The sequence below is a fragment of the Corallococcus sp. AS-1-12 genome (assembly GCF_020036995.1).
Lineage (GTDB): Bacteria > Myxococcota > Myxococcia > Myxococcales > Myxococcaceae > Corallococcus.
On sequence record NZ_JAIQDD010000003.1, the window covers coordinates 27,188 to 51,272 of the forward strand.

A 24,085-nucleotide genomic window follows, 5' to 3' on the forward strand; every position below is an offset into this window, starting at 1 on the left:
TGGAGGAGGGCCCGGGCTACTGACGGGTCAGCGTGCAGGTCAGGTAGTTGCTGAAGTCGTTCGTCCACTTCCACGTGAACAGGTAGCGCCCGGGACGGGTCATGGCGAGCAGCGCCAGCCGGTCACACCGCGCCGCCTCCACGGACGCGTCGCCAATGGCCCAGAAGCGGAAGGTGCGCGGGGCGCTCTCACCCACCAGGGTGCCGGTGACATCGAGCGTGCCGTTGCCCACGGTGTAGGCATCCACCGTCGTGAAGACGTAGGCCACGCCCTGAACGGGCTCCTCCGGCTGGGCCTGGGCCCCGGCGGTGCTCGGGACGAGGGACAGGGTGGCCAGCAGGGCGAGTGCGCGGAGCGACGACATGGGGTGTTCCTCGGAAGGGCAGGGCCGCGACGGGGGCGCGGCGTCGGAGTCCTATACGGGGAGCCCCGGATTCCTTGGTTCTTTGCCAGCCCGGCATGCGTCAGGGGCCGTGCTCCAGGCCGCCGCCGGGCTTGTCACGCCCCGGGGGCTGCAATACGCCTGGAGCCATGTCCACCGCCGCGCTGCCCGCCGACTTCCTCCGCGCCATCGCCGAGTCCTTCCCCGCCGGCTTCCTCACCCGGGAGCCCGCGGAGCTCCAGGAGTACGGCCGCGACTGGACGCGCGTGTACGCCCCCGCTCCGGGCGCGGTGGTCTTCCCGCGCACCACGGACGAGGTGGCCCGCTTCGTGGCGCTGTGCCACCAGCACCGCGTGGCCGTCGTGCCCTCGGGCGGGCGCACGGGCCTGGCGGGCGGGGCGGTGGCCATGCACGGCGAGGTGGTGCTGTCGCTCCAGCGGATGACGCGCATGGAGCCCGTGGACCTGTTGGGCAACACGGTGCGCGTGCAGGCCGGCGCGGTGACGGAAGCCGTGCACCAGCACTGCGCGCCGCACGGGCTCACCTGGCCGGTGGACTTCGCGTCCAAGGGCAGCAGCACGGTGGGCGGCAACATCGCCACCAACGCGGGCGGCGTGAAGGTCATCCGCTACGGCCTCACGCGGCAGTGGGTGCTGGGGCTCCAGGTGGTGACGGCGCAGGGGCAGGTGCTGGAGCTCAACGGCGCGCTGGAGAAGAACAACACCGGCGTGGACCTGCGCCAGCTCTTCATCGGCAGCGAGGGCACGCTGGGCGTCATCACGGAGGCCACGCTCAAGCTGACGCGGCTGCCCGGCAAGCAGGACGTCTTCCTCTTCGCGGTGCCGGACGTGGCCGCCGTGCTGCGGCTGTTCCGCGACGCGCGCCAGGCGCCCCTGGTGCTCTCCGCCTACGAGTTCTTCACCGACAAGTGCCTGGCCCGCGTGCAGCGCCACCGCAAGCTGCGCTCGCCCTTCGAGGCCCCCAGCGGCTGCTACGTCCTGCTGGAGTCCGAGGGCGGCGACCCGGCGGCGGTGGAGGCGTGGCTCGGCTCGCTGTTCGAGCGCGGGCTCGTCACGGACGGCACCCAGGCGCAAGGCGCCGCGCAGGCGCAGGAGCTGTGGTCGCTGCGCGAGTCCATCAGCGAGAGCCTCTCCGCCACGGGCGTGCTGCACAAGAACGACATCTCCCTGCCGGTGGCGAACCTGGAGGCGTTCTGCGCGGAGCTGGACGCCGTCTTCGCCAGCCGCTACCCGGGATGGGAGATCTGCCTCTTCGGCCACATCGGGGACGGCAACCTGCACGTCAACGTGATGAAGCCGGACGCGGTGGAGAAGGCGGACTTCTTCGCCCACGCGAAGCAGTCCGACCACGCCATGTTCGACCTGGTGCGCAAGCACGGCGGCAGCATCTCCGCCGAGCACGGCATCGGCCTGCTCAAGAAGGACTACCTGGACTACACGCGCGCGCCCGGTGAGCTGGAGCTGCTGCGCACCCTCAAGCGCGCGCTGGACCCGGCGGGCATCCTCAACCCGGGGAAGATCCTGGATGCTTAAGACACGATGCGCGTCTTGATGTCCGTCTCCAGCCCGGCGATGGCCTCGCACACCTGGCGGGACACGTCCTGGTCCAGGTCCATCACCAGGTAGCCCACGTTCGCGTCCGTGCTCAGCACCTGCGCGTGGATGTTGGCGTTCAGGTCGGACACGATGCGGTTGATGTCACGCAGCACGCCCGGCGTGTTGCGGTGCACGTTGATGATGCGGTGCGTGCCCGGGTTGATGGGCGCCTCCACGTTGGGGAAGTTCACCGCGCCCGTCGTCGCGCCGCCCTTCACGAACTTGAGCAGCGACGTGGCCACCTCCTTGCCAATGGACGCCTGCGCCTCCTCCGTGGAGCCGCCGATGTGCGGCGTGAGCACCACGTTGGGCAGCCCCTGCAGCTCCGTCACGAAGCCGTCCGAGTTGCCCTCCGGCTCCTCCGGGTACACGTCCACCGCCGCGCCGCCCAGGTGCTTGGAGCGCAGGGCCTGGGCCAGCGCCGGGATGTCCACCACCGTGCCGCGGCTGGCGTTGATGAGGCACGCGCCCGGCTTCATGGCGGCCAACTGCTCCGGGCCCATCATCAGGTGCGTGGAGGCCAGCGCCGGCACGTGCAGCGTCACGAAGTCGGACTCCGCCAACAGCGCGTTCAGCGTGGGCACCGACCGCGAGTTGCCCAGGGGCAGCTTCGTCATCACGTCGTAGTAGAGGACGCGCATGCCCAGCGCCTCCGCCAGCACGCCCAACTGCGAGCCGATGTGCCCGTAGCCCACGATGCCCAGCGTCTTGCCGCGCACCTCGTGGCTGCCCGTGGCCACCTTGCGCCACTGCCCCGTGTGCACCTCGCGGCTGCGGTCGAAGAGCTGGCGCGTCAGCACCACCACCTCCGCCAGCACCATCTCCGCCACGCTGCGCGTGTTGCTGAACGGCGCGTTGAACACCGGCACGCCGTGCACGCTGGAGGCGAGCAGATCAATCTGGTTGGTGCCGATGCAGAAGGCGCCAATCGCCAGCAGGTCGTCCGCGTACTTCAGCGACTCCTCCGGCACCGTCGTCTTGCTGCGGATGCCCAGCAGGTGCACGCCCTTGAGCCGCTCCGCCAGGTCCTCCGGCTTGAGCGCGGCGGACAGCCGCTCCACCTCGAAGCCCTCCGCCTTCAGCATCTCCTGGGCCGAGGCGTGGATGTTCTCCAGCAGCAGGACTCGCAGCGGGCCCTCGGCGTTCACGGGGCGGCGGGGCGACGGCGGGAAGCGGGGTGTGCTCATGGCGCCTTGCGTTAGACCTCGCCCTCCAAGGTGTCAAGCCTCGGGTGGGGAGGGGTGCCCTCCGAGGCGGGGGAGCTGGGGGACAAAAGACACCGGGCCCGCCGCTCTCCAAGGAGGAGAGGGACGGGCCCGGAGGAACCACGGGGACGCGGGAGGTTACTGGCGCGTCCAGGCCACCGTGCCGCTGCACGCCTCGTTGCCGAAGCAGCCCACGCGGATCTGATACGTGCCGCCCGCGCTCGCCGGCGCGGTGTAGGTCGCGCGGGACAGCGAGCCGCACCCGGAGGCGTCGTCGTTGAACGTCACCTGCTGGCCGGCGGCGTTGAACAGGCGCACCACCGTGTCACCCGTGCCGGACGCGCCCGCCACGCCGCAGCTCCCGAAGGTCAGCGTCTGGCCGGCGGCGAGGGTCACGTCGCTGTTCGCCGTGCCCGTGGTGGCGTTGGCGGTGTTGCTCACGTCGAAGGTGAACGAGCCCTGGGTGGACGCGCTGGCCTGGGCAATCTCCCAGGCCACCGTGCCGGCGCAGGCGCCCGCCTGGTAGCAGCCGGCGCGGACCTCATAGGTGCCCGCGACCGTGGCGGTGAAGGTGATCTTCGAACCGTAGCCGCTGCCGCAGCCGTCGTCGTTGGAGGCGACCTCCGTGCCGGACGGGCCGCGCAGGCGCAGCCAGGAGTCGCCGCTGGTGAGGGCCGCGTCCTTGACGCCGCAGGTGCCCACGGTGAGCTTGTCGCCAGCCTTGAGCGTCACCGTGCCGTTGACGGTGTTGCGCGTGGCGCTGGCGGTGTTGGTCGCGGTGAAGGTGAAGTTCGGCGGCGTGGTGCCGCACAGCCGCAGGTTGGTGGTGGCCGCGCACAGCCCCTGGATGGCCTGGTGCACGTAGGTGACCTCCTCGCCGTTGCAGCCATTCTCCGCGCAGACGTTGACCTCGTTGCAGTTGGCGCCCGCGCGCTCCACGTAGTCGTCGTCGCCGCGCACCAGGATGCCCGCCACCGTGTAGGTGCCCGTCTCGTACACGCCGGAGCCGGAGTTGCCCCCGAAGGTGTCCGTGCTGGCGACGAAGTAGTCCATGTACTCGGCGAAGTTCTCACGCACGGAGCCGCCCGAGTCGATCTTGAACGGGACGCCGCTGCCGCTGCCGATGACGGCCACGTTCTGGCCCACCGTCAGGGGGGCGCTGCCCGGACGCACCGGGGCGGGCTTGAAGCGCGGCGCCGCCGAGCGGTCCAGCCGGATGATGGCGTAGTCCACGTTGGTGGCTTCGCTCCCCGTGCTCAGGTGCCGCGCGACGATGCTCTTGCAGGAGAAGACGTCCTGGCTGGTGATGGTCTGGAGCTGGCCTTCCGCCGTCTTGTAGAAGTTGAAGACGAAGCGCGCGTCCTTGCACTCGATGAAGTCGTCGTTCGGCGTCGCGGGCCCCACGCAGTGGCCGGCGGTGAGCACCAGGTCATCGTCGATGAGCGTGCCGGAGCAGAGGGCCGGGATCGGATCGTTGAAGAAGCGCTGGTCCGTGCAGAGGCCCTCCCACTCGCCCAGCGTCAGCGGATCCACCTTGACGTCGTTGGGGTTCGACATGTCGAGGAACTCCGGGATCGTCAGCATCACGGTGGACTGACGCGCCAGGTCCCGCAGGGCCGCGCTGGGGTGCGCGTAGACGTCCATGCGGTCGTCGTTGCCGTAGACGACCGGCGCGCTGGACTCGTTCAGCGCGGGCTGCTGCTCCGGCGCGCCGGACTCGGGGGCCGGACCACAGGCCAGGGCGGTGAGGGTACAGAACAGGGTGCCGAGCAGCTTCGCGCGGCGGGCGGGGGCGGACATGGACATGCGGGGTGACTCCTGACGGGTACGGCGACAGACACAGCGAAGAATGGGGGTGTTACTGGAAGACGTAGACGGACCCGTGCGGTCGCATGGAAGGACCGGGGGGAGGGGATGCCAGGGGTTCCGCGTTCAGTCCGCGTCGGGGGCTTCGAGCCAGGACAGGGCCTCGGAGCGGGACTCGAAGGTCTTCGCGGGGATGGTGAGGCCGGCGTTCTTGGTCATGCGCCACGCCTGCAGGCCGCTGCCGGGGTCGCTCACCACGCGCGCGGAGCGCTTCATGCCGCGCTGCTGGGCGTAGGCGTTCAGCCGGGCCATCTCCCCCACCACCGTGGCCGGCATCACCCGCAGCCTGGACTGGTCCACCAGCGCGGACCACTCCGCGCCCCCGCGGGCGGTGATGTCCTTCTTCAGTTGCTCGACGTACTCGGTCACGTCCTTCGGCGTCACTTCCGAGGGATAGATGATCTCGATGATGTCGTGGGGCAGGTGGGCGATTTCAATCTTCATGCGCGGCTTGCGGCTCTCTTCCAGGCGGGGCGCGCCATCCTAGCCGCAGTGTCTGTCGCCGGATACCGCGCCCCCCGCAATCGCTCCACCGGGGCGGGGATTGTCGGGCCTTGCGGGCAGAACCGTGCCTGGAGGGTCCGGCGGACCCGGGGCGTCACGCCACGTGCGGCCGGTGTGGGCCGGCCGGTGCAGGCGGGGCCCGGCCGGCTGGCCGGAGCGGGGCCTGGCGAAAAGCGCGGGCGCGGGAAGTGGATGACCCCCGCTCCCAGGTTGTCAGGATGATGCCTATGCGCCAGCCCATCCTGTCGGTCCACGGCGCGGCTCTGCCGGTCGCGCCTGAAACCAACCACCTCATCCTGGTGAACGCCCCCAGGGAGGAAGCGACCCCCGCGGAGGAAGCGCTCACCGAGGCCCGGGAGTGGCTGGACCGCCTGCACTCGCGGATGGTGCAGGGGCCGGACGAGACGCTGCACGCCGGGATGACGGCCCTGCACGGGGGGCTCATCCAGCGGCGGCGGCAGTGGAGCCCGGAGGTGTGGAAGCGCTTCTGCCAGGAGCTGGCGCGCAAGCACCCCATGCGCCCCTTCCTGCACCAGTGTCCCTTCACCCGGCACGCCTTCGAGCGGCCGCGCGGCTACGCGGGGGACGCGGCGCTCATCGACTACCTCTACATGGACCACGCGGCGGACGAGCTGCACGCGGGCCGTGAAATCTACCGCTACATGCACGGGCAGCCCTCCGCGCGCAGCGTGCGCGAGCGCCGGGAGCTGCTCGCGCGGATGATGGACGAGACGGCCGGGCGGCGGCCCGACGGGCGCGTGCTGTCGGTGGCGTGCGGGCACCTGCGGGAGGCGGAGTCGTCACGCGCGGTGGCGGAGCGGCGGCTCCAGGAGCTCATCGCGTTCGACCAGGACCCGGTGAGCCTGGCGGAGATTTCGCGCCTGCACCCGAACGGCATCGTGCGGCCGGTGTGCGGCTCGGTCCGCTCCCTGCTCGCGGGCAAGGCGGCGTTCCACGACCTGGACTTCGCGTACTCCGCCGGGCTGTACGACTACCTGTCGGACTCCGTGGCCGCCCGCCTCACCGCGCTGCTCTTCCAGATGCTGCGCCCGGGTGGACGCCTGCTGGTGGCCAACTTCGCGGTGCACCCGCCGGAGACGGGCTACATGGAGGCCTTCATGGACTGGTGGCTCACCTACCGGGACGAGGACGGCATGCGCGGCCTCCTGTCGGAGACGCCGCTGGAGCAGGTGGACGGCGTGCGGCTGTTCCGCGACTCGCAGGACAACGTCATCTATCTGGAGGTGACGCGCCGGTAGTCAGTGCACCGGCGCGCCGGAGCGGGGCAGGGTGACGGTGAAGGTGGAGCCCTGCTCCGGGGCGCTGGCGACGTCGATGTTGCCGCCCAGCGCCTGGACGATTTCGCGGACGATCCACAGCCCCAGCCCGAAGCCGCCGTAGTGGCGCACGGACACCGCGCGCTCGAAGCGCTCGAAGATGCGCGCCCGGTCCTCCTCCGCGATGCCGATGCCGTGGTCGCGCACCTCCAGCCGCACGCGCGTCGCGTCCCCATCCAGCGTCACCTCCACGGGCTTGCCCGCGCCGTACTTCATGGCGTTGGTCAACAGGTTGCCCACCACCTGCTCCAGCCGGAGCGCGTCCCAGTGGCCGATGAGGCGCGGCTCGCTGGCGTGGAAGCGCACCTCGCACTCGGCGCGGACCAGGGCCTCGCGGCTGCGCTCCAGTTGGCCGCGCACCAGCGCCACCAGGTCCACGTCCTCGCGCTTGATGTGCAACTGGCCCTGCGCGATGCGGGAGATGTCCAGCAGGTCGTTGACCAGCTTCCCCAGCCGCTGCGTCTGCGAATAGGCGGACTCCAGCTTCGCGGTCAGCTTCTCCGGCGCCATGGGCGCGCCCCTGGCCTGGGACTGGAGCCCCTGGATGTGCAGTTGCAGCGACGTGAGCGGCGTCTTCAGTTCGTGCGCGGCGATGGACAGGAAGTCGTCGCGCCGGCGCACGGCCTCCTGCTCCTCGCGGTAGAGGCGGCCCTGCTCCTCGGAGAGGGCGGCCACGCGCTCGAAGTTCTCCGCGTTCTCCAGCGCCGCGCCCGCGAGGATGGCCACGAAGGACGCCAGGCGCTCCTCGTCCTCGCCGAACAGCGCGCCCACCTTGCGGTGGCTGGCCACCACGCAGGCCACCGTCTTGCCCCGGACCTGGAGCGGCGCGCACAGCAGCGAGCGCACCCCGAGCAGCTCCATGCTCTCGCTGATGCCGCCGGGCAGCCCCTGGCCCAGCACGGTGATGCGGCCCGTCTCCAGCGCGCGCGCGAGCGCGGTGCGGCTGAGGCCCTGGTTCTTCGCGTCCTCCTCGGACACCACCGCGCGCGGGTCCACCACGGCGCAGCGCTCCGCGCGCAGCAGCTCCTGCATGGACTGGCGCGCGGTTTCGAAGACGGCCTCGCGCGACAGGGCGGAGGCGAGCCTGCGCCCCACCTCCAGCACGCGCGGGAAGCGGTCCACCAGCGACAGCGTCTCCACGCCCGTGGCGTGCTCCGCCTCCCGGTGCAGGCCGTCCTCCATGGCCTCCAGCTCGCGCGCGGCCGTCTCCAGGTCGCGCGCGGCGCCGGGCCAGCCCTGCACCCGGCCCACCTCGCCCCGGGCCTGGAGCGTGAGCGCGCGCTCCTGGCGCATCTCCAGTTGCTCGGCCACGCGCAGGGCCTCGTCCAGGTGCTTGCGGGCCCGCGCGGGCCGGCCGCGCAGCGCGCACATCAGGCCGCGCTCGCGCAGCGCGTGGGGCAGGTTGTTGCGGTAGGTGCGCGCGACCTCGTGGGCGCGCTTCGCCACGCCGTCCGCCTCCGCGAGCAGGCGGTCGCGCTGCTTCGGGTTCAGGGGGCTGGCCTGCTGCGCCAGGCGCCTTCGCGCGGTGGCGAGCCATGGGGTGATGGGGGCCACGTACTCCTGACGCAGGTGCGCGTCCTCCACCACGCGCTCGGCGCGCTCCAGCACCTCCGCGGCGCGCGCGGGTTCGTTCTGGCGCAACAGGCGCAGGCCCTCCGCCTGGAGCACGCCCGCGAAGCTCTGCGGGTCGGTGGCGGTGGGCGCCGCCAGCTCCGTCTCCAGCAGCGCCGCGGGGATGCGGCCCCCGGTGGACTTGGCCCACGCCTCCAGGCCCAGGCGCAGCGAGTACCGGTCCCCCAGCGCGAGCGCCGCCGCGTGCAGCTTCTGGCTCACCGCCGCGGCCTCCTTCAGGCGGCCCAGGCGGTAGAGCGACATGGCGATTTGAAAGGTGGCGTTGTTCACCTCCCACGGGTCGCCGGTGCGCTCCAGCAGGCGCACCGCCTCGCGGCACTTCTCGATGCACTCCCTGAAGCGCGACGAGGCGTAGAGGGCCAGGCCGTAGAAGTGCAGCGACTGGCCCTGGCCCCACACGTCGCCCAGTTGCTGGCGCAGGGCCAGCGACTTCTCCGCGTAGGCGTACGCGCGCTGGAACCAGGGCAGGGTGGTGAGCGCGGGCGAGTGCGCGGAGTAGGCCTGCGCCAGCTCCGGCGTGGGCGGGTAGCGCTCCGCCAGGTTCATGTCGCGCAGGTGCGCCCAGAGCACCGCGGCGCGGCCCCGCTGGTACCAGTAGCCGTACGCGAGCCGGCTGTAGAGGTTGACCGCGAGCAGGTCCTCCTCGCCCCGCGCCAGGGACTTGCGGCCCAGCCACAGGCGCGGCGCCACGGTGTGCGCGGCCTGCGTGAGGATCTCCCACGCCGCGCTGGCGCCGGTGGTGAGCGTGCCGGGCGGCACCCAGCGGCCCAAAAGCTTCAGGCCCTGCTCCAGGTAGGCGTTGGCCTGCACCGTCTGGCCGCGCTTGAAGGCGAGCTCGCCCAGGTGGCCCAGGGTGCGGCCCTGCTCCAGCCGGTCGTGCGCCAGGGTCTGCGCGGTCTCCAGTTGCCGCTGCGCCTCGTCGTAGCGGCCGCGCATCATCAGCGCGGTGCCCAGCCCGGACGCGATGCGGTAGCGGGTGCGCGCGTCCGCGCCGGAGGCTCCGCGCTCGGCGATGCGGTAGTTCACCTCCGCGGTGTCCAGGGAGAAGCGCTGGCGCGCCTGCTCCGCGGCCACCAGCGCGTAGGGCAGGGCCTGCGCGCTCTCGCCCGCCGCGTCGAAGTGGTAGGCCAGCTCGAACGGGTCGGTGGGCGCGGACTGTTGGGCGGCCCGCGCGGCCAGCCGGTGCAGCTCCCGGCGCTCCTCCGGGGAGAGCAGGTCCAGCAGCACCTCGCGCAGCTTGTCGTGCACGAAGGTGGAGCGCGTGCCCTGCGTCCACAGCATGTGCCGGCGGCGCGGGGGCTCCAGCGCGGTGGTGACGGCCTCCAGCGGCGTGCCGGAGAGGGCCGCGACCGCCTTCGCGTCGAAGGCCTTGCCCAGCACGGCGCCCACGCTGAGCACGTGCAAGGACTCCGGCGGCAAGAGGCGCAGGCGCCGCACCAGGAAGGTGGCCGCCTGCCGCGACGAGCGCGCGTGCGCCATCGCCTCCGGCTGTACCCACCAGCCCTCCGGGCCGGGCATGAGGACGCCGTCCTCCACCAGCCCGTGCAGCACCGCGGAGGCCATGAACGGGTTGCCCTCCGCCAGCCGCGTCACCAGCTCCACGGCCTCTGGCGGCAGCACGCCGGCCATGGACTCCGCCAGCAGCGCCACCTCCGCCGCGCCGAAGGCGGACAGCTTCAGGTGCGCGCCCGGCGCCAGGCGCCTGAGCACGTGGTCCGCGTGGATGTCCTCGCTGCGGAAGGACACGATGAGCAAAAGCCGCCCGTCCCCGGCGCGGCGGCCCTGCGACCACGCCTCCAGCGCGCGCAGGGTGAGCGTGTCCGCCCACTGGCAATCCTCCAGCACCACCACCGCGGGCGCGTCCGGCGTGCCCAGCGCGCTCAAGAGCGCCGTGAGGCTCCACACGCTGCGGCTCTCGCTCAGGGACTCCGGGCCCAGCCCCTGGGGCCGCGCCGTCCGCGAGTCCGGCAGGAGCACCTCCGCGAGCGGGGGCAGCACGGTGCACAGGCCGGCCTCCTGGCCCGCGAGCCGCTCCCGCAGGAGCGCGCCCAGCGCGGGCTCCTCGCGCGCGGCGGCGGCGATGCCCTCGGCCACGCCCGCGAAGAGCTGGAAGGGGCGCTGCGCGGCCTGGTCCTGCGTCTGGCCGTGCAGCACCCACGCGCGCTGGCCCGCGGCCCGGGCGGAGAACTCCTCCAGGAGCCGGCTCTTGCCGCCGCCGGACTCGCCCTCCACCACCACGGCGCGCGAGCCGTCCTCGCGCGTGCGCTCGAGCTCGCGCTCCAGCGTCAGGAGCTCCTCGCGGCGGCCCACGAAGGACGGCTCGGTGAGGCTCTGGCGGTGGTCGTGCGCGCCGGTGACGAGCGCGGGCTCCGCCTCCCCCCGGGACAGCGCGGCCTCCAGCGCGTTCAGGTCCGCGAGCGCGGCGTCCGCGGACTGGTAGCGGTCGCGCGGGTCGGTCTGGCTCAGCCGCGCGATGAGCTCCTCCATCGCCAGCGGCACCTCCACGCCCACGGGCCGCAGGCGCGGGTGCGCGGTGAGGTGCAGGCGCAGCACCTCGCCCACCGTCGCGCCCTCCAGGGCGGGGCGGCCGGACAGCGCCTCGAAGAGGACCAGGCCCACCGAGTACAGGTCCGACGGCGCCTCCACCGGCCGGTTGATGAGCCCCGCCTGCTCCGGGGACATGTAGCGCGCGGTGCCCACGGGCAAATCGCGCAGGGACGGGTCCAACCGCTCGCTGCGCGACAGGCCGAAGTCGGTGAGCCACGCGGCGGACAGCGGGAAGTCGCGCACCAGGATGTTGGAGGGCTTCACGTCGCGGTGGAGGACGCCCTCGCGGTGCGCCTCCGCGAGCGCCTCCAGCAGGCGCTGGCCCAGGACGATGGCCTCCGGCAGCGACAGGGCGCCGCGCCGCAGCCGCTCCTCCAGCGTCTCGCCGTCCACCCACGGGGTGACCAGGTAGAGCAGCTCGGCGGACGTGCCCAGGTGGCGCACGGGCACCAGCGCGGGGCCCTGCAGCCGCGACAGCACCTCCGCCTCGTGCTCCAGCCGGTGGCGGGCCGTGGGGACGAAGGCGGCCAGGGCGGTGACCTTCACGAGCACGCGCTCGTGCGTGAGCAGGTCCAACCCCTGCCACGTGGAGATGCCCCGGCCGGCCTTCACCCGCTGGCGCAGCTCGTAGCGGTTGCCCAGCCGCTGGCCCGGGTGTGGCTCCCTGGGGGTGTCGCCGGCCTGTTGGAAGCCTTGCGCCATTCAATGCCCTCGCGAGCCCCCAACCGCGTCGCCCGGCGGCGTGGTCGGCCGGATGTCCCTCTTCCTCAAGCTGGGTTTCCGCCCGGGTCCCTGCCAGGGGGGAGCGGCCCGCGCGGTGCGCGCGCTGCTCGGGATTTGAACAGTCGGAACGCGCCCGCTTCCCGCCTCCATCCCCCGGTGCCCCCTGTCCGTTCGTGGAGCAGGCGGCCCGACAGGCGAACACGTGGATTTCCACGACGCCCCGGCGCACGGCGGCCCGCGCTTCGTCCTTCAGCCGACAGCCGCGCGAATGCGAGCGGCCAGCAACGTTGCTGGAGGAAGGAAGGATGCCGCGCCGCGTTCAACGGGCGTGCTTGACTCGTCTGGTGGCCCGGCGGAAAAGCCCGTCGGGTCGGGCGGCCTCCCCCTTCCTCCCCCACAGGCCGCCGAGGGAGCGCGGAATTGAAGCTCGCGACGCTCAAGGACGGAACCCGCGACGGGCGGCTCATCGTCGTCAAGCGGGACAACTCCGCCTACGCGCTGGCCACCAACGTGGCCCTCACGCTCCAAGCGGCCCTGGATGACTGGGGCGCGAAGGAGCCGCAACTGCGCGCGCTGGCGCAGCAACTGGAAGCCGGCGCGGTGCAGAGCCGCCCGCTGGACGTGAAGGCGCTGCACGCGCCCCTGCCGCGCGCCTACGAGTGGGTGGACGGCAGCGCGTACATCAACCACGTGGTGCTGGTGCGCAAGGCGCGCAACGCGGAGCCGCCGGCCACGCTGCGCACGGATCCGCTGGTGTACCAGGGCGGCTCCGGCGACTTCCTGGCGCCCACGCAGGACATCCCGCTGCGCGATGAAGCCTGGGGCCTGGACTTCGAGAGCGAGGTCTGCGTCGTGCTGGGCGACACGCCCATGGGCACGAAGGCCGAGGACGCGGAGAAGCACATCAAGCTGGTGATGATCGCCAACGACGTGTCCCTGCGGAACCTCATCCCGGAGGAGCTGGCCAAGGGCTTCGGCTTCTTCCAGAGCAAGCCCGCCACCGCGTTCGGCCCCTTCGCGCTGACGCCGGACGAGCTGGGCCCGGCGTGGAGGGACGGCCGCGTGCACCTGCGCATGCGCAGCACGCTCAACGGCCAGCTCGTGGGCGACGCGGACGCGGGCCCGGAGATGCACTTCTCCTTCCGCGACCTCATCCAGCACCTGACGCGCACGCGCGCCTTCACCGCGGGCACCATCCTGGGCAGCGGCACGGTGTCCAACGAGGACCGCTCGCGCGGCATCTCCTGCCTCGCCGAGCGCCGGATGATCGAAACCATCGACTCGGGGAAGCCCAGCACGGCCTTCATGAAGCCCGGGGACACCATCGAAATCGAGATGCTGGATGGGGAAGGGCACAGCCTCTTCGGCCGCATCTCCCAGACGGTGGTGAAGGCGCCATGAGGAACCTCAAGCTGCACGGCTACTGGCGCTCCTCCGCCTCCTGGCGCGCGCGCATCGCGCTGAACTGGAAGGGGCTGCCCTTCGAGTACCTGGCGGTGCACCTGCTCAAGGACGGCGGCCAGCAGAACTCCGCGGACTACCGCGCGCTGAACCCCATGGCCCGCGTGCCCACCCTGGAGTGGACGGAGGCGGACGGGCAGACGCGCAAGCTCTCCGAGTCCATGGCCATCCTGGAGTACCTGGAGGAGCGCGTGCCCTCGCCCGCCCTCCTGCCCACGGATGCGTACCTGCGCGCGAAGGCCCGCATGCTGGCGGAGATGGTGAACGCCGGCATGCAGCCCCTGCAGAACACGTCGGTAACGCTGCGCATCAAGAACGAGCTGAAGGCGGACGAGAAGGCCTGGGCGGCGCACTGGAACGTGCACGGGCTGACGGCGCTGGAGGCGGCGGTGCAGGCGACGGCGGGGCGTTATTGTGTGGGAGACGCAGTGTCGTTCGCGGACGTCCTGCTCGTTCCCCAGCTCTACGGGGCCCGCCGGTTCGGTGTAGACCTGAAGCCCTACCCCACGCTCTTGCGGATTGAAGCGGCGTGCAACGAACTCCCCGCCTTCCAGGCGGCGCAGCCGGACCGGCAGCCCGACGCGCAGCCGGCGTAGTCACTCAATACCTTCTTCATCACCACGAGGAGTCAGCGACATGGCCAAGCAGGAATCGCTGGGCATCAAGGCCCTGGAGAGCATCCACTGGTACGTGCATGACCTGGAGCGCAGCCGCCAGTTCTACACGAAGGGGTTGGACTTCGCGGAGGTGGCGGTGTCCGGGCCGGAGCTGGAGGCGCACGGCAAGCAGAAGTCCGCGCTGTTCCAGGCGGGTGAAATCGCCCTGGTGGTGAGCCAGCCCGTGGGCGAGGGCGGCCGCGCGTGGCGCTATCTGCGCAAGCACCCGGACGGCGTGGGCACGCTGAACTTCGTGGTGGAGGACGTGGAGAAGACGTTCAAGCTGCTGGAGCAGCGGGGCGCCACGTTCATCACGGACATCCAGCGCTTCACGGACGACGCGGGCGGCAAGCTGTCGTTCTTCTCCATCACGACGCCGTTTGGCGACACCACGTTCCGCTTCCTGCAGCGGGACAACTACAAGTCCATCTACCCGGGCTTCCTGGTGCACGCGCAGCCCAAGGGCGGCAAGAACAAGTACGGCTTCGACAAGCTGGACCACGTCACGTCGAACTTCCAGACGATGAAGCCCATGCTCCTGTGGATGGAGCACGTGATGGGCTTCGAGAAGTTCTGGCACATCGAGTTCCACACCGAGGACGTGGCGTCGCAGCAGAAGCGCGACCACGGCAGCGGCCTGAAGTCCGAGGTGATGTGGGACCCCAAGAGCGGCGTGAAGTTCGCGAACAACGAGCCCAAGTTCCCGTTCTTCAAGGCCAGCCAGATCAACATCTTCAACGAGGACCACCGCGGTGACGGCGTGCAGCACCTGGCCATCACGGTGAAGGACATCCTGTCCTCGGTGAAGGACATGCGGCAGAACGCGGGCATCCAGTTCATGCCGACGCCGGGCTCGTACTACGACGCGCTGCCGGAGCGCATCCAGCGCATGGGCATCAAGAAGATCGACGAGGACATCAACGTCCTGCGCGACCTGGAGGTGCTCATCGACGGGGACAAGGAGCGCAGCTACATGCTCCAGATCTTCATGAAGGACGCGGCGAGCCTCTACAAGCAGGCGGACGCGGGCCCGTTCTTCTACGAAATCATCCAGCGCAAGGGCGACCAGGGCTTCGGCGGCGGCAACTTCCGCGCCCTGTTCGAGAGCATCGAGCGCGCGCAGAAGGCTGAAGGGCGCGTGTAGGCCTCAACGGCATTCGTGGAATGAAAGCCCCACCCCTCGCTCCCTTTTGGGGCAGCGGGCGGTGGGGTTTCTTCGTCCGGGGAATGGCCTATGTTTTTCCCATGCGAATGCTCGTGCCGCTGTTGCTGGCGGGGGTGGTGGGGTGGGGCTGCCAGTCCGCCGGGGATAAGGCGCAAGCGAAGGCGCCCCTGGACTGCACCGCCACCTACGTCGCCTGCGGCTGTGGCTGCTGCGGCGGGGTGGAGCCAGAGGTGAAGTGTCTGTCCTGCGCGAAGGGCGATGACCTCCAGGCCCTCATCCAGAAGGACGAAGAGGCCCGGAGGGACCCGCAGTGTGCCGTCATGGGCTGCTCCACCGGGACGAAGTACGTCTACTGCGACGCCAACTCCCCATGACCCTCATTGAACCCATCATGCTCGTGGGAGCCGCCATCGGTGGCGTGACGGGCGCTGTCTGGGGTTTTGGATCCGGAATCGGCTGGGCGGTGGTGGGACTGCTCGGAGGCGTCGTGCTGGGTCCGCTCTTCCTGGTGCTTCTGCTGGTCGTCCTGGGGATGTTGATCACGCTGTTCAAGCAAGGACCGCGAGCGGTGCTGCGCGAGCTGCGCTGGCGCAGATCCCGCTAGGCCCGTTCCAGGCACCACGGCCCGAGGCGCAGGGGGTCCCGGCTCTCAGGCGCTTCCGTCCGGAGCCGGCACGCCCTGCGCTGACTTCCCTCCGAGCGCATGCAGTTGCTCCACTGCCTCCGGAGGACAATCCCCACACAGGCGGTTGGCGGGCACGGCGATGTCGATCTTCTTGGGATAGGCGAGCTTGAGGTTCGCCATGATGGCGCTGAACTCCGCGAGGGTCTTTCCGCCGAGCCGGGGGTTGCGCTCGCGCTCCTGCGCGACGGTCGACACGTGACGGTGCTGATAGTCGTGCGCCGGGTACACGAGGGTGTCGTCCGGCAGCGGGAAGAGCTTCTCGTGGATGGAGCGGTACAGCGCCGCGGAGTCACCGCTCTGGAAGTCCGTCCGGCCGCAGCCGTCTATCAGGAGGGCGTCCCCGGTGAAGACGCGCATGACGTCCGGGAGTTCGACGAGGTAGCTGTGGTGCGTGTCGGTGTGGCCCGGGGTGAAGAGCGGCTGGAAGTGGAGGCTCCCCACGCTGAACGGCCGCCCCTCCTCGACACCGACGTCCCTGCACGACACCTGCTCCAGCGCCGGGAGCGCGATCTTGCACCCGGTGAGGTTGCGCAGCCGGCACGCGGAGGTGATGTGGTCCGCGTGGATGTGCGTCTCCAGGACATACGCGAGCTTCAGTTGCAGCCGCTGGAGCTGCTCGAGGTCCCGGTCCACCGTCTCCAGCACGGGGTCGAGCAGCACGGCCTGCCCCGTCCGCGGACAGCCGAAGAGATAGGTGTACGTAGAGGACTCAGGCTCGAAGAGCTGACGGAAGATCATGCGGACGTTCCTTTCGTGGCCCCGCGGTCCAGGGCTCAGCGCCGCCCCTCGCCGTCGGCGTACTGCCTGAGGATCGACTTCGCCTGATCGTTGAGCTCGATGCCGAGCCGCTCGGCCCGGGCGACGGCGTCGTCACCGGAGAGCCCCTCGGCCCGGGCGACCTGCGTCAGGGTGAGGAGCCCCGCGCGGCGCCCCGAGGCGCAGTGCACCAGCGTGGGCGCGGGGAGGCGTGCCACCGCCTCGTCGAATCTCCTGGCGGCTTCGGTTCCGAGGTTCGAGGGGGACACCGGCATGTGCAGGTACTGGAGTCCGTGCTGGCGGGCCACCGCCCCCTCCTCATCCGGCGAGAGGGCCTGGCCCACCTCCTCCGAGGTGCGCAGGTTGACGAGGCTGCGGAACCCCTCCGCCGCGAGCGCTTCGACCCGCTCCCGCGTGGGCTGCGACAGCTCCACGGTCCATCGCTCACCTAGCTTGATGCGCTCCGTTGCCATGGTTCTCCTCCTCGGGTTGCGAAGCTCTTCACGGTGAAGGCACCACGAGTCCGCAGGTGCGGTTGGCCGGGACGGCGATGTCGATCTTCTTGGGCTTGGGCAGGTGGAGGTTGTCCATGATGGCGATGAACTCCTCGCGGCTCCTGCCCGCGACGCGCGGGTTGTGCCGCTTCTCCTCGCCGATGCTCGTCGCCATGTGGCCGTGGTAGTCGTGCCCGGGGTAGACGAGCGTCTCGTCCGGCAGGCGGAAGAGGACGCGGGTGAGGCTGTCGTAGAGCTGGCTCGCGCTGCCGTTCTGGAAGTCCGTGCGGCCGTTGCCGCGCACGAACAGCGCGTCGCCGGTGAAGACGCGGTCGCCCAGCAGGTAGCTGACGCTGTCATCCGTGTGGCCCGGCGTGGCGAGCACCTGGAAGACGAGCCCCCCGACGCGCACTTCGTCTCCGTGGCGCACCTGGACGTTGGCGCAAGCGGCACCTCCCACGCTCCCCACCACCGTGGCCTGGGTGCGCTCGCGCAGCACGCCGGACGCGGTGACGTGGTCCGCGTGCACGTGCGTATCGAAGACGTGGGTGAGGGTGAGGCCCAGCTCGCCCACGAGCCGCAGGTCCCGGTCGACCTGCTCCAGCACCGGATCAATGAGGACAGCCTGGCGCGTCGCTTCGTCGCCAAGAAGGTAGGTATACGTCGAGGTCTCTGCGTCGAAGAGCTGGCGGAAAATCATGTCGTAGCCTCCTGTCCATGAGAGCCAGGGGGCGGGCGGAAGGATTCAGGACCTTCCCCCCTGCTGAATCCCTTCCCTCCGAATCTGGTTCTCACGCGCCGTCATCGCCTCCTCCCTTCCTCGCTTGGATAGGCGCGTCGCCCGCTTCATCGCCGTCGGGAACTTTTCGCGGCCCTCACCGTGTCCTGGAGCAACGTGAGCAGCCGGTCCTTCATCGAACGTGCCCTGGTGCACCTGCCCGCCCTCCGGCGGGTGGGCCGCCGGCTCACGGGCAGCGCCGCGGAGGCGGACGACCTGGTGCAGGAGACGGTGGCGCGCGCCCTGGAGCGGCGCGGGGAGCTGAGGGATCCGGAGCGCCTCAAGGGCTGGCTGCTCGCCGTGCAGCGCACCGTGTTCCTGAACTCCCGCCGGGGCCTGCGCCCCCACCTGGAGGTGCTGGAGGGCGGGCTGGGCAAGGCGCTTCCCGCCGAGCCCTCCACGGACATGGAAGCGGAGCTGCACGCGCGCACCCTCAGCGCGGGCATGCAGGCGGCGCTGGACGCGCTGGCGCCGGAGTGGCGCGACGCGCTGTGGCTGCGAGAGGTCGAAGAGCTGAGCTACGAGGAGATCGCCCGGGTGCAGGGCTGCCCGGTGGGCACCGTGCGCTCGCGCCTGGCGAGGGCGCGGCTGGCGATGCTCGACCTCCTCGAGAAGGAGAAGGCCCATGGAAGCCTGTAGCCCGGAGTGGCAGGAGCGCCTGTCCGCGTGGTTCGACGGGGAGGCCCAGGCCCATGAGCGGCAGGCCGTGGAGCACCACCTGTCCCGGTGCGCGGGGTGCACCTGGGAGGCGGCCCGCTATGGCTCGCTGCGCGAGGCGTTGAAGGCGGAGGGGGCCGTCCCAACGCGAGTGCCGCCCGAGCTGGCGGCGCGCGTCTCCCGCCTGGCCCCTGGCTCCCGGCCGTCCCTCCCGAGGCGGAGGCTGGCGGCGGGCCTGGCCGCGGCGCTCGCGTCGGTGGGCATCCTCTGGACGTCATGGCCCAGCGGCATGAACGACGCGCTGGCGATGGACCTGGAGCGGCACCACCTCAAGGCCTTCTCGCGCGCCACGCCCTGCGAGTTCGAGTCCTCGGACCCGGGCGCGGTGAAGGCCTGGGTGGCGCGGGAGGTGGGCTACGCGGTGGAGGTGCCGGTGGTGCCCGGCGCGACGCTGCTGGGCGCCCGCCGCTGCCGGCTGCATGGACAGCTCTCCGCCTCGCTGCTGTACCGGCACGAAGGAGGCACGGCGATGACGCTCTTCCTGCCGCCACCGGGCTCGCCCGCGGCGCGGGAGGCGGAGAGCTTCGCCGGAGCGAGCACGCGCTGCACGCAGGGCCCCATCGGTGAGCGCATCTGCGTGGCGCCGCGCGCGGGCGGGCAGGCCGCGCTCGCCGTCTCCGAGCTGGAGCCGCCGGTCCTCATCGACGCCCTGTCCCGCCTGGCGCCTTGAGGACGCGAGGCCGGGAACTTCCGAGGCTCCCGGCCGTGTCCTCGGGGGCATGGTTCTGGGGCTCCCTGGCATCTTCCTCGCGGGCCTGCTGACGTTCCTGTCGCCCTGCGTCCTCCCGGTGGAGAGGCGGCGTGCGCGCTCCCCGAGGAGGGCTTCGTCCCGTCCCCCCACGGCCCGTCCGCGCTGGACCGGCTCGGGCGCCCGACGATGGTGGAGTTCGTGAGCCGGGGCTGTCCTGTCTGCCAGCGGATGGAGCCCGTGGTGGCCCTGGCCGGGCACCATTGCGCGGGACAGGGCGTCGGCGTTCTTCGCCTCGATGTCGGGACCGCCGAGGGGCGGCAGGCCGCCGCTCGTTACGGCATCCGCGGCGTGCCGACGTTCGTCTTCCTGGACGGCGCGGGCCAGGAGGTGGCGCGCCGTGTGGGCGAGCAGTCCCTGACGTCACTGCGGGAGGGCCTGGAGTCCATCGCGGGGATCCGCTGTGCCGGGCTCCTCCTTCCGGGCGCGCCCCACGCGCAGCCCGCGAGCGGCGGCGGCTCGGGCTCCTGACGCCAGGTGGGGAGAATCCTTTCCGCGCCGGGGTGGCTCTCACCCCGCGCGTGCCCCACTTCCCAGGGGCACTCGCGGGCCTCCGGGCCTGATGGGAGCCGCTCCGTGAAGTCCGTCCTCGTCGTCGCCGTCCTGGCCGCCGGTCCGTTCCTCGTCTCCTGTTCGCACTCTCGCTCCGCCGGAGCCGAGGCCCACCAGCGGGTGGAGGCCGGTGCGACGCTGGTGGATGTCCGCACGCCGGAGGAGTTCGCCGCCGGGCACCTTCCCGGGGCGGTGAACATCCCCGTGGAGGAGCTGTCCCAGCGGTTCGCCGAGCTCGGCTCGCCGCGGAAGCCCCTCGTCGTCTACTGCCGCAGTGGAGCGCGCAGCCGCCGCGCCGAGCTCTTCCTGAAGGAGCGCGGCTTCCAGGACGTCTTCAACCTGGGCCCCATGTCGGCCTGGGAGTGACGGGTGGAGGTGGCCGGGGCGCCGGCCCGCCGCGGGAACTTCTCGCGGCGCGCCTCGTGTCCCATCCGCTGATCCCCTCACCCAAGGTGCTTCACGATGATGCGTCTGTTCTCCCTGCTCGGCGCGCTGTTCGCGCTGGGCGGCCTGGGCTCCGGCTGTGCCCTGACGCGGCCGGGCTCCCTGGCCGCCCGCGCCCATACGCCCCGGCGCGAGCAGCTCACCGTCCTCTTCGTGGCGGACCTGCACGCGCAACTGCGCGCCCACCCGGAGCTGTTCTGGCGCGATGGGCAGGAGCGCATCGAGGAGGCCGGCGGCTTCGCCCGCGTGGCCGCCGCCATCCAGCGGATCCGCGCCGAGCGCGGCGGTGACGTGCTGGTGCTCGACGCGGGGGACACGCTCCAGGGGTCGGGGGCGGCGGCGCTCACCGAGGGCCGCGCCCTCATCGAGCCGCTGAACGCGCTGGGCTTGGACGGTGCGGTGCCCGGCAACTGGGAGGTGGTGTACGGCCCCGAGGTGCTGCGGCAGCGCGCCCGCGAGCTGAAGCACCCGCTCATCGCCGCGAACCTGCGCGACGCGAGGAGCGGCGAGCGGCTCTTCCCGCCGTACCTGGTGAAGGAGGTGGGCGGCGTGAAGGTGGCCGTCGTCGGCTTCACGGATCCGGACGTCCCGCGCCGCCAGCCCCCGGGTTACAGCCAGGGCCTGCGCTACGACGGCCCCGAGGCGCTGCCCGCGCTGGTGCGGGAGGTGCGCGAGCGCGAGGGTGCCCAGGTGGTGCTGCTGATGACGCACGTGGGGCTCGCCAAGGCGGTGGGGCTCGCCGCCCGCGTGCCCGGCGTGGACGTCCACCTGTCCGGCGACACGCACGAGCGCACCGAGGTGCCCATCGAGCAGGCCGGCAGTTGGGTGGTGGAGCCCGGCGCCTTCGGCTCATTCCTCGGCCGGCTGGACTTGTGGGTGGAGGCGGGGAAGGTGGTGGACCGCCGTTGGGAGCTCATCGAGCTGACCGCCTCGCGCTTCCCCGAGGACCCGGAGGTGGCGCGACTCGTGGATGCCGCGCTCGCGCCGCACGAGGCGGCGCTGGCCCCCGCGGTGGGCCACACCGGCGTGACGCTCGCGCGCTACGCGGTGGTGGAGAACCCGCTGGACAACGTGCTGGCCGACGCCATCCGCGCCGCTGGCGGGACGCAAATCGGCCTCTCCAATGGCTTCCGCTTCGGCACGCCGCTGCTGCCCGGGCCGGTGCGCGAGGCGGACCTGTGGAACGTCTTCCCCATCGTCAACAAGCTGAAGACGGGCAAGGTGAGTGGCCGCCAACTGCGAGCCTTCTGGGAGCAGGAGCTGGAGAACGTCTTCGCGAAGGACCCGGAGAAGCGCTTCGGCGGGTGGCTGCCGCGCCCCTCGGGGATGACGCTGCGCTTCCGCGCGGGCGCGCCCAAGGGGCAGCGGCTCCTGGCCCTGGAGGTCGGCGGCGAGCCCGTGGACGACGCGCGCCTCTACACCGTGACGGCCTGCGAGCGGGAAGGGGATGCCCCCGACATGGTCTGCCGCATCCCCGGCGTCCAGGAGCCGCGCGTCCTGGACGTGGACGCGCATGAGGCGTTGCGCCGCTTCCTCGCCGGCAATCCGCGGCTGCACGACGCGCTGGAGGGCCGCGCGGTGGGCGAGGACCTCCCCCCGGTGCTGCGCACCCAGCAGCTCCCCCAGTGAGCTCCCGCTCCCCCAACCCTTCCAAGGACCCTCAAATGAACCTTCACGCTCCCGGGCTTCGTGCCGCCACGCAGGTCGCGTTCCGCGGCCTCTTCAGCCTCATCTTCCTCACCGCTGGCGCGAAGCACCTGCTCGCTCCTGACACCATCGTGGGGCGCCTGGCGGAGGCCCCGGGGGCCGCCCTCGTCAGCGGGCTGGCCTCTCCCCGGATGCTGGTCGTGCTGAGCGGCGCGGTGCTGCTGCTCGGCGGGGTGGCCCTGCTCACCGGGACGCTCACGCGCTGGGCCGCCGTCGCGCTCTTCGCCGTGCTGGTCCCCATCACCCTCACCGTGCAGGTGGGCGCCGCCGGGGGCATGGGGCCGCTCTTCAAGAACGTGGCCCTCCTGGGCGGACTGCTGCACTGGGCCGTGGAGGGCGCGGGCCCCGTCAGCGTCGATGCATGGCTGGCCTCGCGCCCCCGACTCCGGCTCCCGGTGGCGGGCGCGGTGGGCGTCCTGGCCCTGGCCCTGGCGCTGCCGGCGCTCGCGCGACAGCCTGCCGTCCCCGGTGCCCCGGCCGGACGCGGCGCGGGCTCCACGGAGCGGGTGTTCTTCCTGGTGCAGCAGCCACCCCAGCTCAAGGCCGTGCTGGCCGCCGGTCAACAGTCGCTCAAGGGGCTCGGCTTTCCCGCGCGAGAGGTGGAGGTGCTGGTGTGCGGGCCCGCGATCACCTCGCTCCTCGCGGGGGACGCCATGGAGGCGCGGCTCGTGGAGGCGAAGCAGGCCGGCATCCGGGTGGTCGCGTGCGGGCTCACCCTGGCGGAGAAGGGGATTGCCCCGGCCGCGCTGTCACCCTCCGTGGAGGTGGTGGAGAACGGCCTCGTGGAGGCCCTCCAGCGGCAGGCCGAGGGCTTCCGCTCGGTGGAGCTCTAGCCGCCCGTCCCCCGTGTCGACCTGGAAGTGGAGGTGTTCGATTGAACCGCACCCTGCCGCCCGTCCTCGGCCCCCTCGTCGCGGCGCCGTCCCATGCCCCCGGCGCCCGCCCGGACGGGGTGTAGCGCTCCGTCCCGTGGCGAGCGCGATTCCCATCAGGCGGGCCCTGCTGTCCCTCTGGCTGCTGGCCATGGTCGGCCTGCCGCTGCCGGCCCAGGCCGAGAAGGAGGAGGGGCCGCGGCTGGAGCTCGAGGAGGCGCTCCAGGTGCGCCTCGACCAGCAGCTCCGGGCCGGGGACCCAGCGACCGTGCGCCTGCGGCGGGGGCGCGTGGGGGTGCGCCTGCGCGGGTTGGAGTGGGTGCGGGGCTCGGTGGAGGTGTCCTTCGACGGAGTGACCCTGCTGCCCGGTCCGGTCCGGGGGCCGTCGCCCGCCCTTCATGAGGCCAGCGCTACCTTCACCGTGCTGCCCCATCAGGTCTGGCTGAGCGTGGGGTGGTTTCGTCCCCAACTGGGCCGCGAGAGCCTCACCAGTGGCTTCGTGGTGGACTCGCTCGACAAGGCCTTCACCCAGGGCCCCCTGCGCCAGTACCTCACCGGAGCGGGGGCGGGGCGGGCTCCGGGGTTGGACGTGGGAGGGCTGGTGCTGAGGCAGGGCTGGAGCGTGCGCTACGACGCGGGCGTGGTGATGGCCCGGCCCGGGCCGGAGGGAGAAGGGCGCCCGCCGCTGCTGCTGGCCCGCGCCGCCCTCACCCTGGGGATGCCCGAGGCGGAGACGTACGCCCTCGGCCTGCCCATGAATGACCTGGGCCTCCGGCAGGGCCTCACCCTCGCGCTGCAGGGCAGCACGGACGCGGTGGGTGATGCCCATTCGTTGGGAGTGGACGCGTTGCTGCGCCTGCGCCCGGTGGTGCTCTCGGCCGAGCTTCACCAGGTGGCCTCCGCAAAGGGACGCGCGCTGCTCGCGCATGTCCGCGCGGGCGTCAACCTGCCCGGCCCGGGGGCCACCGTGATGGAGCCGTGGGTGATGGTGGCCAGGACCGCTGGCGAGGGACTGGAGGACTCCGCTCGCGGCCTTCGGCTGGAGGGGGGCCTCAGTTGGTATGTCGACCACCACGCGGTCCGGGCCACGCTGGGGGGCAGTTGGCGGCCTTCACCCCGCGACGCGACCTCTGGCGCCGCGTCCCCCGCACCCACGGGGCTGCTCGGTCTGTCCCTCCAGCACCGGCGCTAGGTCCTCGCGAGGGTGGCCGGGACGCCGTTCTCTTTGAGAGGAATTG

General features: G+C 71.8%; 22 protein-coding genes. 14 read left to right on the plus strand and 8 right to left on the minus strand.

The genetic code is table 11. The features are described from left to right. Positions 1-16: 16 nt before the first annotated feature. Positions 17-364, minus strand: a complete 348-nt coding sequence (locus K8556_RS04900; RefSeq protein WP_223738849.1) for a hypothetical protein — start codon at positions 362-364, stop codon at positions 17-19. A gap of 167 nt (positions 365-531) precedes the next feature. Between K8556_RS04900 and K8556_RS04905 the strand changes: the two genes are divergently transcribed. Then, a complete protein-coding gene (locus K8556_RS04905) occupies positions 532-1,935 on the plus strand; it encodes an FAD-binding oxidoreductase (RefSeq protein WP_223738850.1) in 1,404 nt (467 codons plus the stop codon). On the opposite strand, the gene serA is transcribed toward K8556_RS04905, so the two are convergent. The 3 genes from serA to K8556_RS04920 all read right to left on the minus strand — a co-directional run bounded on the left by serA (position 1,932) and on the right by K8556_RS04920 (position 5,513). Beyond that, a complete protein-coding gene (gene serA / locus K8556_RS04910; protein ID WP_223738851.1) occupies positions 1,932-3,185 on the minus strand; it encodes a phosphoglycerate dehydrogenase in 1,254 nt (417 codons plus the stop codon). The genes K8556_RS04905 and serA overlap by 4 nt on opposite strands. 156 nt (positions 3,186-3,341) lie before the next feature. Beyond that, positions 3,342-5,009 carry a trypsin-like peptidase domain-containing protein gene (locus K8556_RS04915; RefSeq protein WP_223738852.1) on the minus strand — a complete coding sequence of 556 codons (1,668 nt, stop codon included), beginning with the start codon at positions 5,007-5,009 and terminating at the stop codon, positions 3,342-3,344. A 126-nt stretch (positions 5,010-5,135) separates the two neighbouring features. Further along, positions 5,136-5,513, minus strand: coding sequence for an STAS/SEC14 domain-containing protein (locus K8556_RS04920; RefSeq protein ID WP_223738853.1), 378 nt, complete (start codon positions 5,511-5,513; stop codon positions 5,136-5,138). Between the two features lie 287 nt (positions 5,514-5,800). On the opposite strand from K8556_RS04920, the gene K8556_RS04925 reads away from it, so the two are divergent. Beyond that, a complete protein-coding gene (locus tag K8556_RS04925; protein WP_223738854.1) occupies positions 5,801-6,832 on the plus strand; it encodes a class I SAM-dependent methyltransferase in 1,032 nt (343 codons plus the stop codon). Here the strand turns inward: K8556_RS04925 and K8556_RS04930 are convergent, their stop codons facing one another. Further along, positions 6,833-11,791 carry an ATP-binding protein gene (locus K8556_RS04930; RefSeq protein ID WP_223738855.1) on the minus strand — a complete coding sequence of 1,653 codons (4,959 nt, stop codon included), beginning with the start codon at positions 11,789-11,791 and terminating at the stop codon, positions 6,833-6,835. A 441-nt stretch (positions 11,792-12,232) separates the two neighbouring features. Here K8556_RS04930 and K8556_RS04935 point away from each other — a divergent pair, with 441 nt between their 5' ends. From K8556_RS04935 to K8556_RS04955, 5 genes are all read left to right on the plus strand, one after another. Further along, on the plus strand, positions 12,233-13,213 hold the full coding sequence (locus tag K8556_RS04935) for a fumarylacetoacetate hydrolase family protein (protein WP_223738856.1): 981 nt from the start codon (positions 12,233-12,235) through the stop codon (positions 13,211-13,213). Further along, positions 13,210-13,869 (plus strand): maleylacetoacetate isomerase, encoded by a 660-nt coding sequence (maiA, locus tag K8556_RS04940; RefSeq protein WP_223738857.1) that lies wholly within the window; start codon positions 13,210-13,212, stop codon positions 13,867-13,869. Before K8556_RS04935 ends, maiA begins: the two co-directional genes overlap by 4 nt. Positions 13,870-13,909: 40 nt before the next feature. Beyond that, positions 13,910-15,073, plus strand: a complete 1,164-nt coding sequence (gene hppD, locus K8556_RS04945) for a 4-hydroxyphenylpyruvate dioxygenase (RefSeq protein WP_223738858.1) — start codon at positions 13,910-13,912, stop codon at positions 15,071-15,073. A 101-nt stretch (positions 15,074-15,174) separates the two neighbouring features. Continuing rightward, positions 15,175-15,468 carry a hypothetical protein gene (locus K8556_RS04950; RefSeq protein ID WP_223738859.1) on the plus strand — a complete coding sequence of 98 codons (294 nt, stop codon included), beginning with the start codon at positions 15,175-15,177 and terminating at the stop codon, positions 15,466-15,468. Further along, positions 15,465-15,698 (plus strand): hypothetical protein, encoded by a 234-nt coding sequence (locus tag K8556_RS04955; RefSeq protein WP_223738860.1) that lies wholly within the window; start codon positions 15,465-15,467, stop codon positions 15,696-15,698. Before K8556_RS04950 ends, K8556_RS04955 begins: the two co-directional genes overlap by 4 nt. Positions 15,699-15,743: 45 nt before the next feature. Here K8556_RS04955 and K8556_RS04960 read toward each other — a convergent pair whose 3' ends face one another. The 3 genes from K8556_RS04960 to K8556_RS04970 are packed head-to-tail and all read right to left on the minus strand — an operon-like array spanning position 15,744 to position 17,729. Next, positions 15,744-16,517 (minus strand): MBL fold metallo-hydrolase, encoded by a 774-nt coding sequence (locus K8556_RS04960; RefSeq protein ID WP_223738861.1) that lies wholly within the window; start codon positions 16,515-16,517, stop codon positions 15,744-15,746. A 35-nt stretch (positions 16,518-16,552) separates the two neighbouring features. Next, positions 16,553-17,008 (minus strand): beta-lactamase hydrolase domain-containing protein, encoded by a 456-nt coding sequence (locus tag K8556_RS04965; RefSeq protein ID WP_223738862.1) that lies wholly within the window; start codon positions 17,006-17,008, stop codon positions 16,553-16,555. A 28-nt stretch (positions 17,009-17,036) separates the two neighbouring features. Further along, positions 17,037-17,729 carry an MBL fold metallo-hydrolase gene (locus tag K8556_RS04970; protein WP_223738863.1) on the minus strand — a complete coding sequence of 231 codons (693 nt, stop codon included), beginning with the start codon at positions 17,727-17,729 and terminating at the stop codon, positions 17,037-17,039. A 195-nt stretch (positions 17,730-17,924) separates the two neighbouring features. Here K8556_RS04970 and K8556_RS04975 point away from each other — a divergent pair, with 195 nt between their 5' ends. From K8556_RS04975 to K8556_RS05005, 7 genes are all read left to right on the plus strand, one after another. Beyond that, positions 17,925-18,446 (plus strand): RNA polymerase sigma factor, encoded by a 522-nt coding sequence (locus K8556_RS04975; protein WP_223738864.1) that lies wholly within the window; start codon positions 17,925-17,927, stop codon positions 18,444-18,446. Next, positions 18,433-19,194 (plus strand): anti-sigma factor, encoded by a 762-nt coding sequence (locus K8556_RS04980; protein ID WP_223738865.1) that lies wholly within the window; start codon positions 18,433-18,435, stop codon positions 19,192-19,194. Before K8556_RS04975 ends, K8556_RS04980 begins: the two co-directional genes overlap by 14 nt. Before the next feature lie 207 nt (positions 19,195-19,401). After that, complete coding sequence (locus tag K8556_RS04985; RefSeq protein WP_223738866.1) at positions 19,402-19,743, plus strand: co-chaperone YbbN; 342 nt, start codon at positions 19,402-19,404, stop codon at positions 19,741-19,743. A 105-nt stretch (positions 19,744-19,848) separates the two neighbouring features. Then, positions 19,849-20,190 carry a rhodanese-like domain-containing protein gene (locus K8556_RS04990; RefSeq protein ID WP_223738867.1) on the plus strand — a complete coding sequence of 114 codons (342 nt, stop codon included), beginning with the start codon at positions 19,849-19,851 and terminating at the stop codon, positions 20,188-20,190. Between the two features lie 96 nt (positions 20,191-20,286). Then, positions 20,287-21,897 (plus strand): bifunctional UDP-sugar hydrolase/5'-nucleotidase, encoded by a 1,611-nt coding sequence (locus tag K8556_RS04995; protein WP_223738868.1) that lies wholly within the window; start codon positions 20,287-20,289, stop codon positions 21,895-21,897. Positions 21,898-21,932: 35 nt separating this feature from the next. Continuing rightward, positions 21,933-22,808, plus strand: a complete 876-nt coding sequence (locus tag K8556_RS05000) for a DoxX family membrane protein (RefSeq protein ID WP_223738869.1) — start codon at positions 21,933-21,935, stop codon at positions 22,806-22,808. Positions 22,809-22,944: 136 nt separating this feature from the next. Further along, complete coding sequence (locus K8556_RS05005; protein WP_223738870.1) at positions 22,945-24,039, plus strand: hypothetical protein; 1,095 nt, start codon at positions 22,945-22,947, stop codon at positions 24,037-24,039. The last annotated feature ends 46 nt before the right edge of the window (positions 24,040-24,085 follow it).

What these genes read in the sequence shown, in the direction of transcription:
- K8556_RS04900 (WP_223738849.1), bottom strand. Translation starts at nt 364, where the DNA reads ATGTCGTCGCTCCGCGCACTCGCCCTGCTGGCCACCCTGTCCCTCGTC.
- K8556_RS04905 (WP_223738850.1), top strand. Translation starts at nt 532, where the DNA reads ATGTCCACCGCCGCGCTGCCCGCCGACTTCCTCCGCGCCATCGCCGAG.
- serA (WP_223738851.1), bottom strand. Translation starts at nt 3,185, where the DNA reads ATGAGCACACCCCGCTTCCCGCCGTCGCCCCGCCGCCCCGTGAACGCC.
- K8556_RS04915 (WP_223738852.1), bottom strand. Translation starts at nt 5,009, where the DNA reads ATGTCCATGTCCGCCCCCGCCCGCCGCGCGAAGCTGCTCGGCACCCTG.
- K8556_RS04920 (WP_223738853.1), bottom strand. Translation starts at nt 5,513, where the DNA reads ATGAAGATTGAAATCGCCCACCTGCCCCACGACATCATCGAGATCATC.
- K8556_RS04925 (WP_223738854.1), top strand. Translation starts at nt 5,801, where the DNA reads ATGCGCCAGCCCATCCTGTCGGTCCACGGCGCGGCTCTGCCGGTCGCG.
- K8556_RS04930 (WP_223738855.1), bottom strand. Translation starts at nt 11,791, where the DNA reads ATGGCGCAAGGCTTCCAACAGGCCGGCGACACCCCCAGGGAGCCACAC.
- maiA (WP_223738857.1), top strand. Translation starts at nt 13,210, where the DNA reads ATGAGGAACCTCAAGCTGCACGGCTACTGGCGCTCCTCCGCCTCCTGG.
- hppD (WP_223738858.1), top strand. Translation starts at nt 13,910, where the DNA reads ATGGCCAAGCAGGAATCGCTGGGCATCAAGGCCCTGGAGAGCATCCAC.
- K8556_RS04950 (WP_223738859.1), top strand. Translation starts at nt 15,175, where the DNA reads ATGCGAATGCTCGTGCCGCTGTTGCTGGCGGGGGTGGTGGGGTGGGGC.
- K8556_RS04955 (WP_223738860.1), top strand. Translation starts at nt 15,465, where the DNA reads ATGACCCTCATTGAACCCATCATGCTCGTGGGAGCCGCCATCGGTGGC.
- K8556_RS04960 (WP_223738861.1), bottom strand. Translation starts at nt 16,517, where the DNA reads ATGATCTTCCGTCAGCTCTTCGAGCCTGAGTCCTCTACGTACACCTAT.
- K8556_RS04965 (WP_223738862.1), bottom strand. Translation starts at nt 17,008, where the DNA reads ATGGCAACGGAGCGCATCAAGCTAGGTGAGCGATGGACCGTGGAGCTG.
- K8556_RS04970 (WP_223738863.1), bottom strand. Translation starts at nt 17,729, where the DNA reads ATGATTTTCCGCCAGCTCTTCGACGCAGAGACCTCGACGTATACCTAC.
- K8556_RS04980 (WP_223738865.1), top strand. Translation starts at nt 18,433, where the DNA reads ATGGAAGCCTGTAGCCCGGAGTGGCAGGAGCGCCTGTCCGCGTGGTTC.
- K8556_RS04985 (WP_223738866.1), top strand. Translation starts at nt 19,402, where the DNA reads ATGGTGGAGTTCGTGAGCCGGGGCTGTCCTGTCTGCCAGCGGATGGAG.
- K8556_RS04995 (WP_223738868.1), top strand. Translation starts at nt 20,287, where the DNA reads ATGATGCGTCTGTTCTCCCTGCTCGGCGCGCTGTTCGCGCTGGGCGGC.
- K8556_RS05000 (WP_223738869.1), top strand. Translation starts at nt 21,933, where the DNA reads ATGAACCTTCACGCTCCCGGGCTTCGTGCCGCCACGCAGGTCGCGTTC.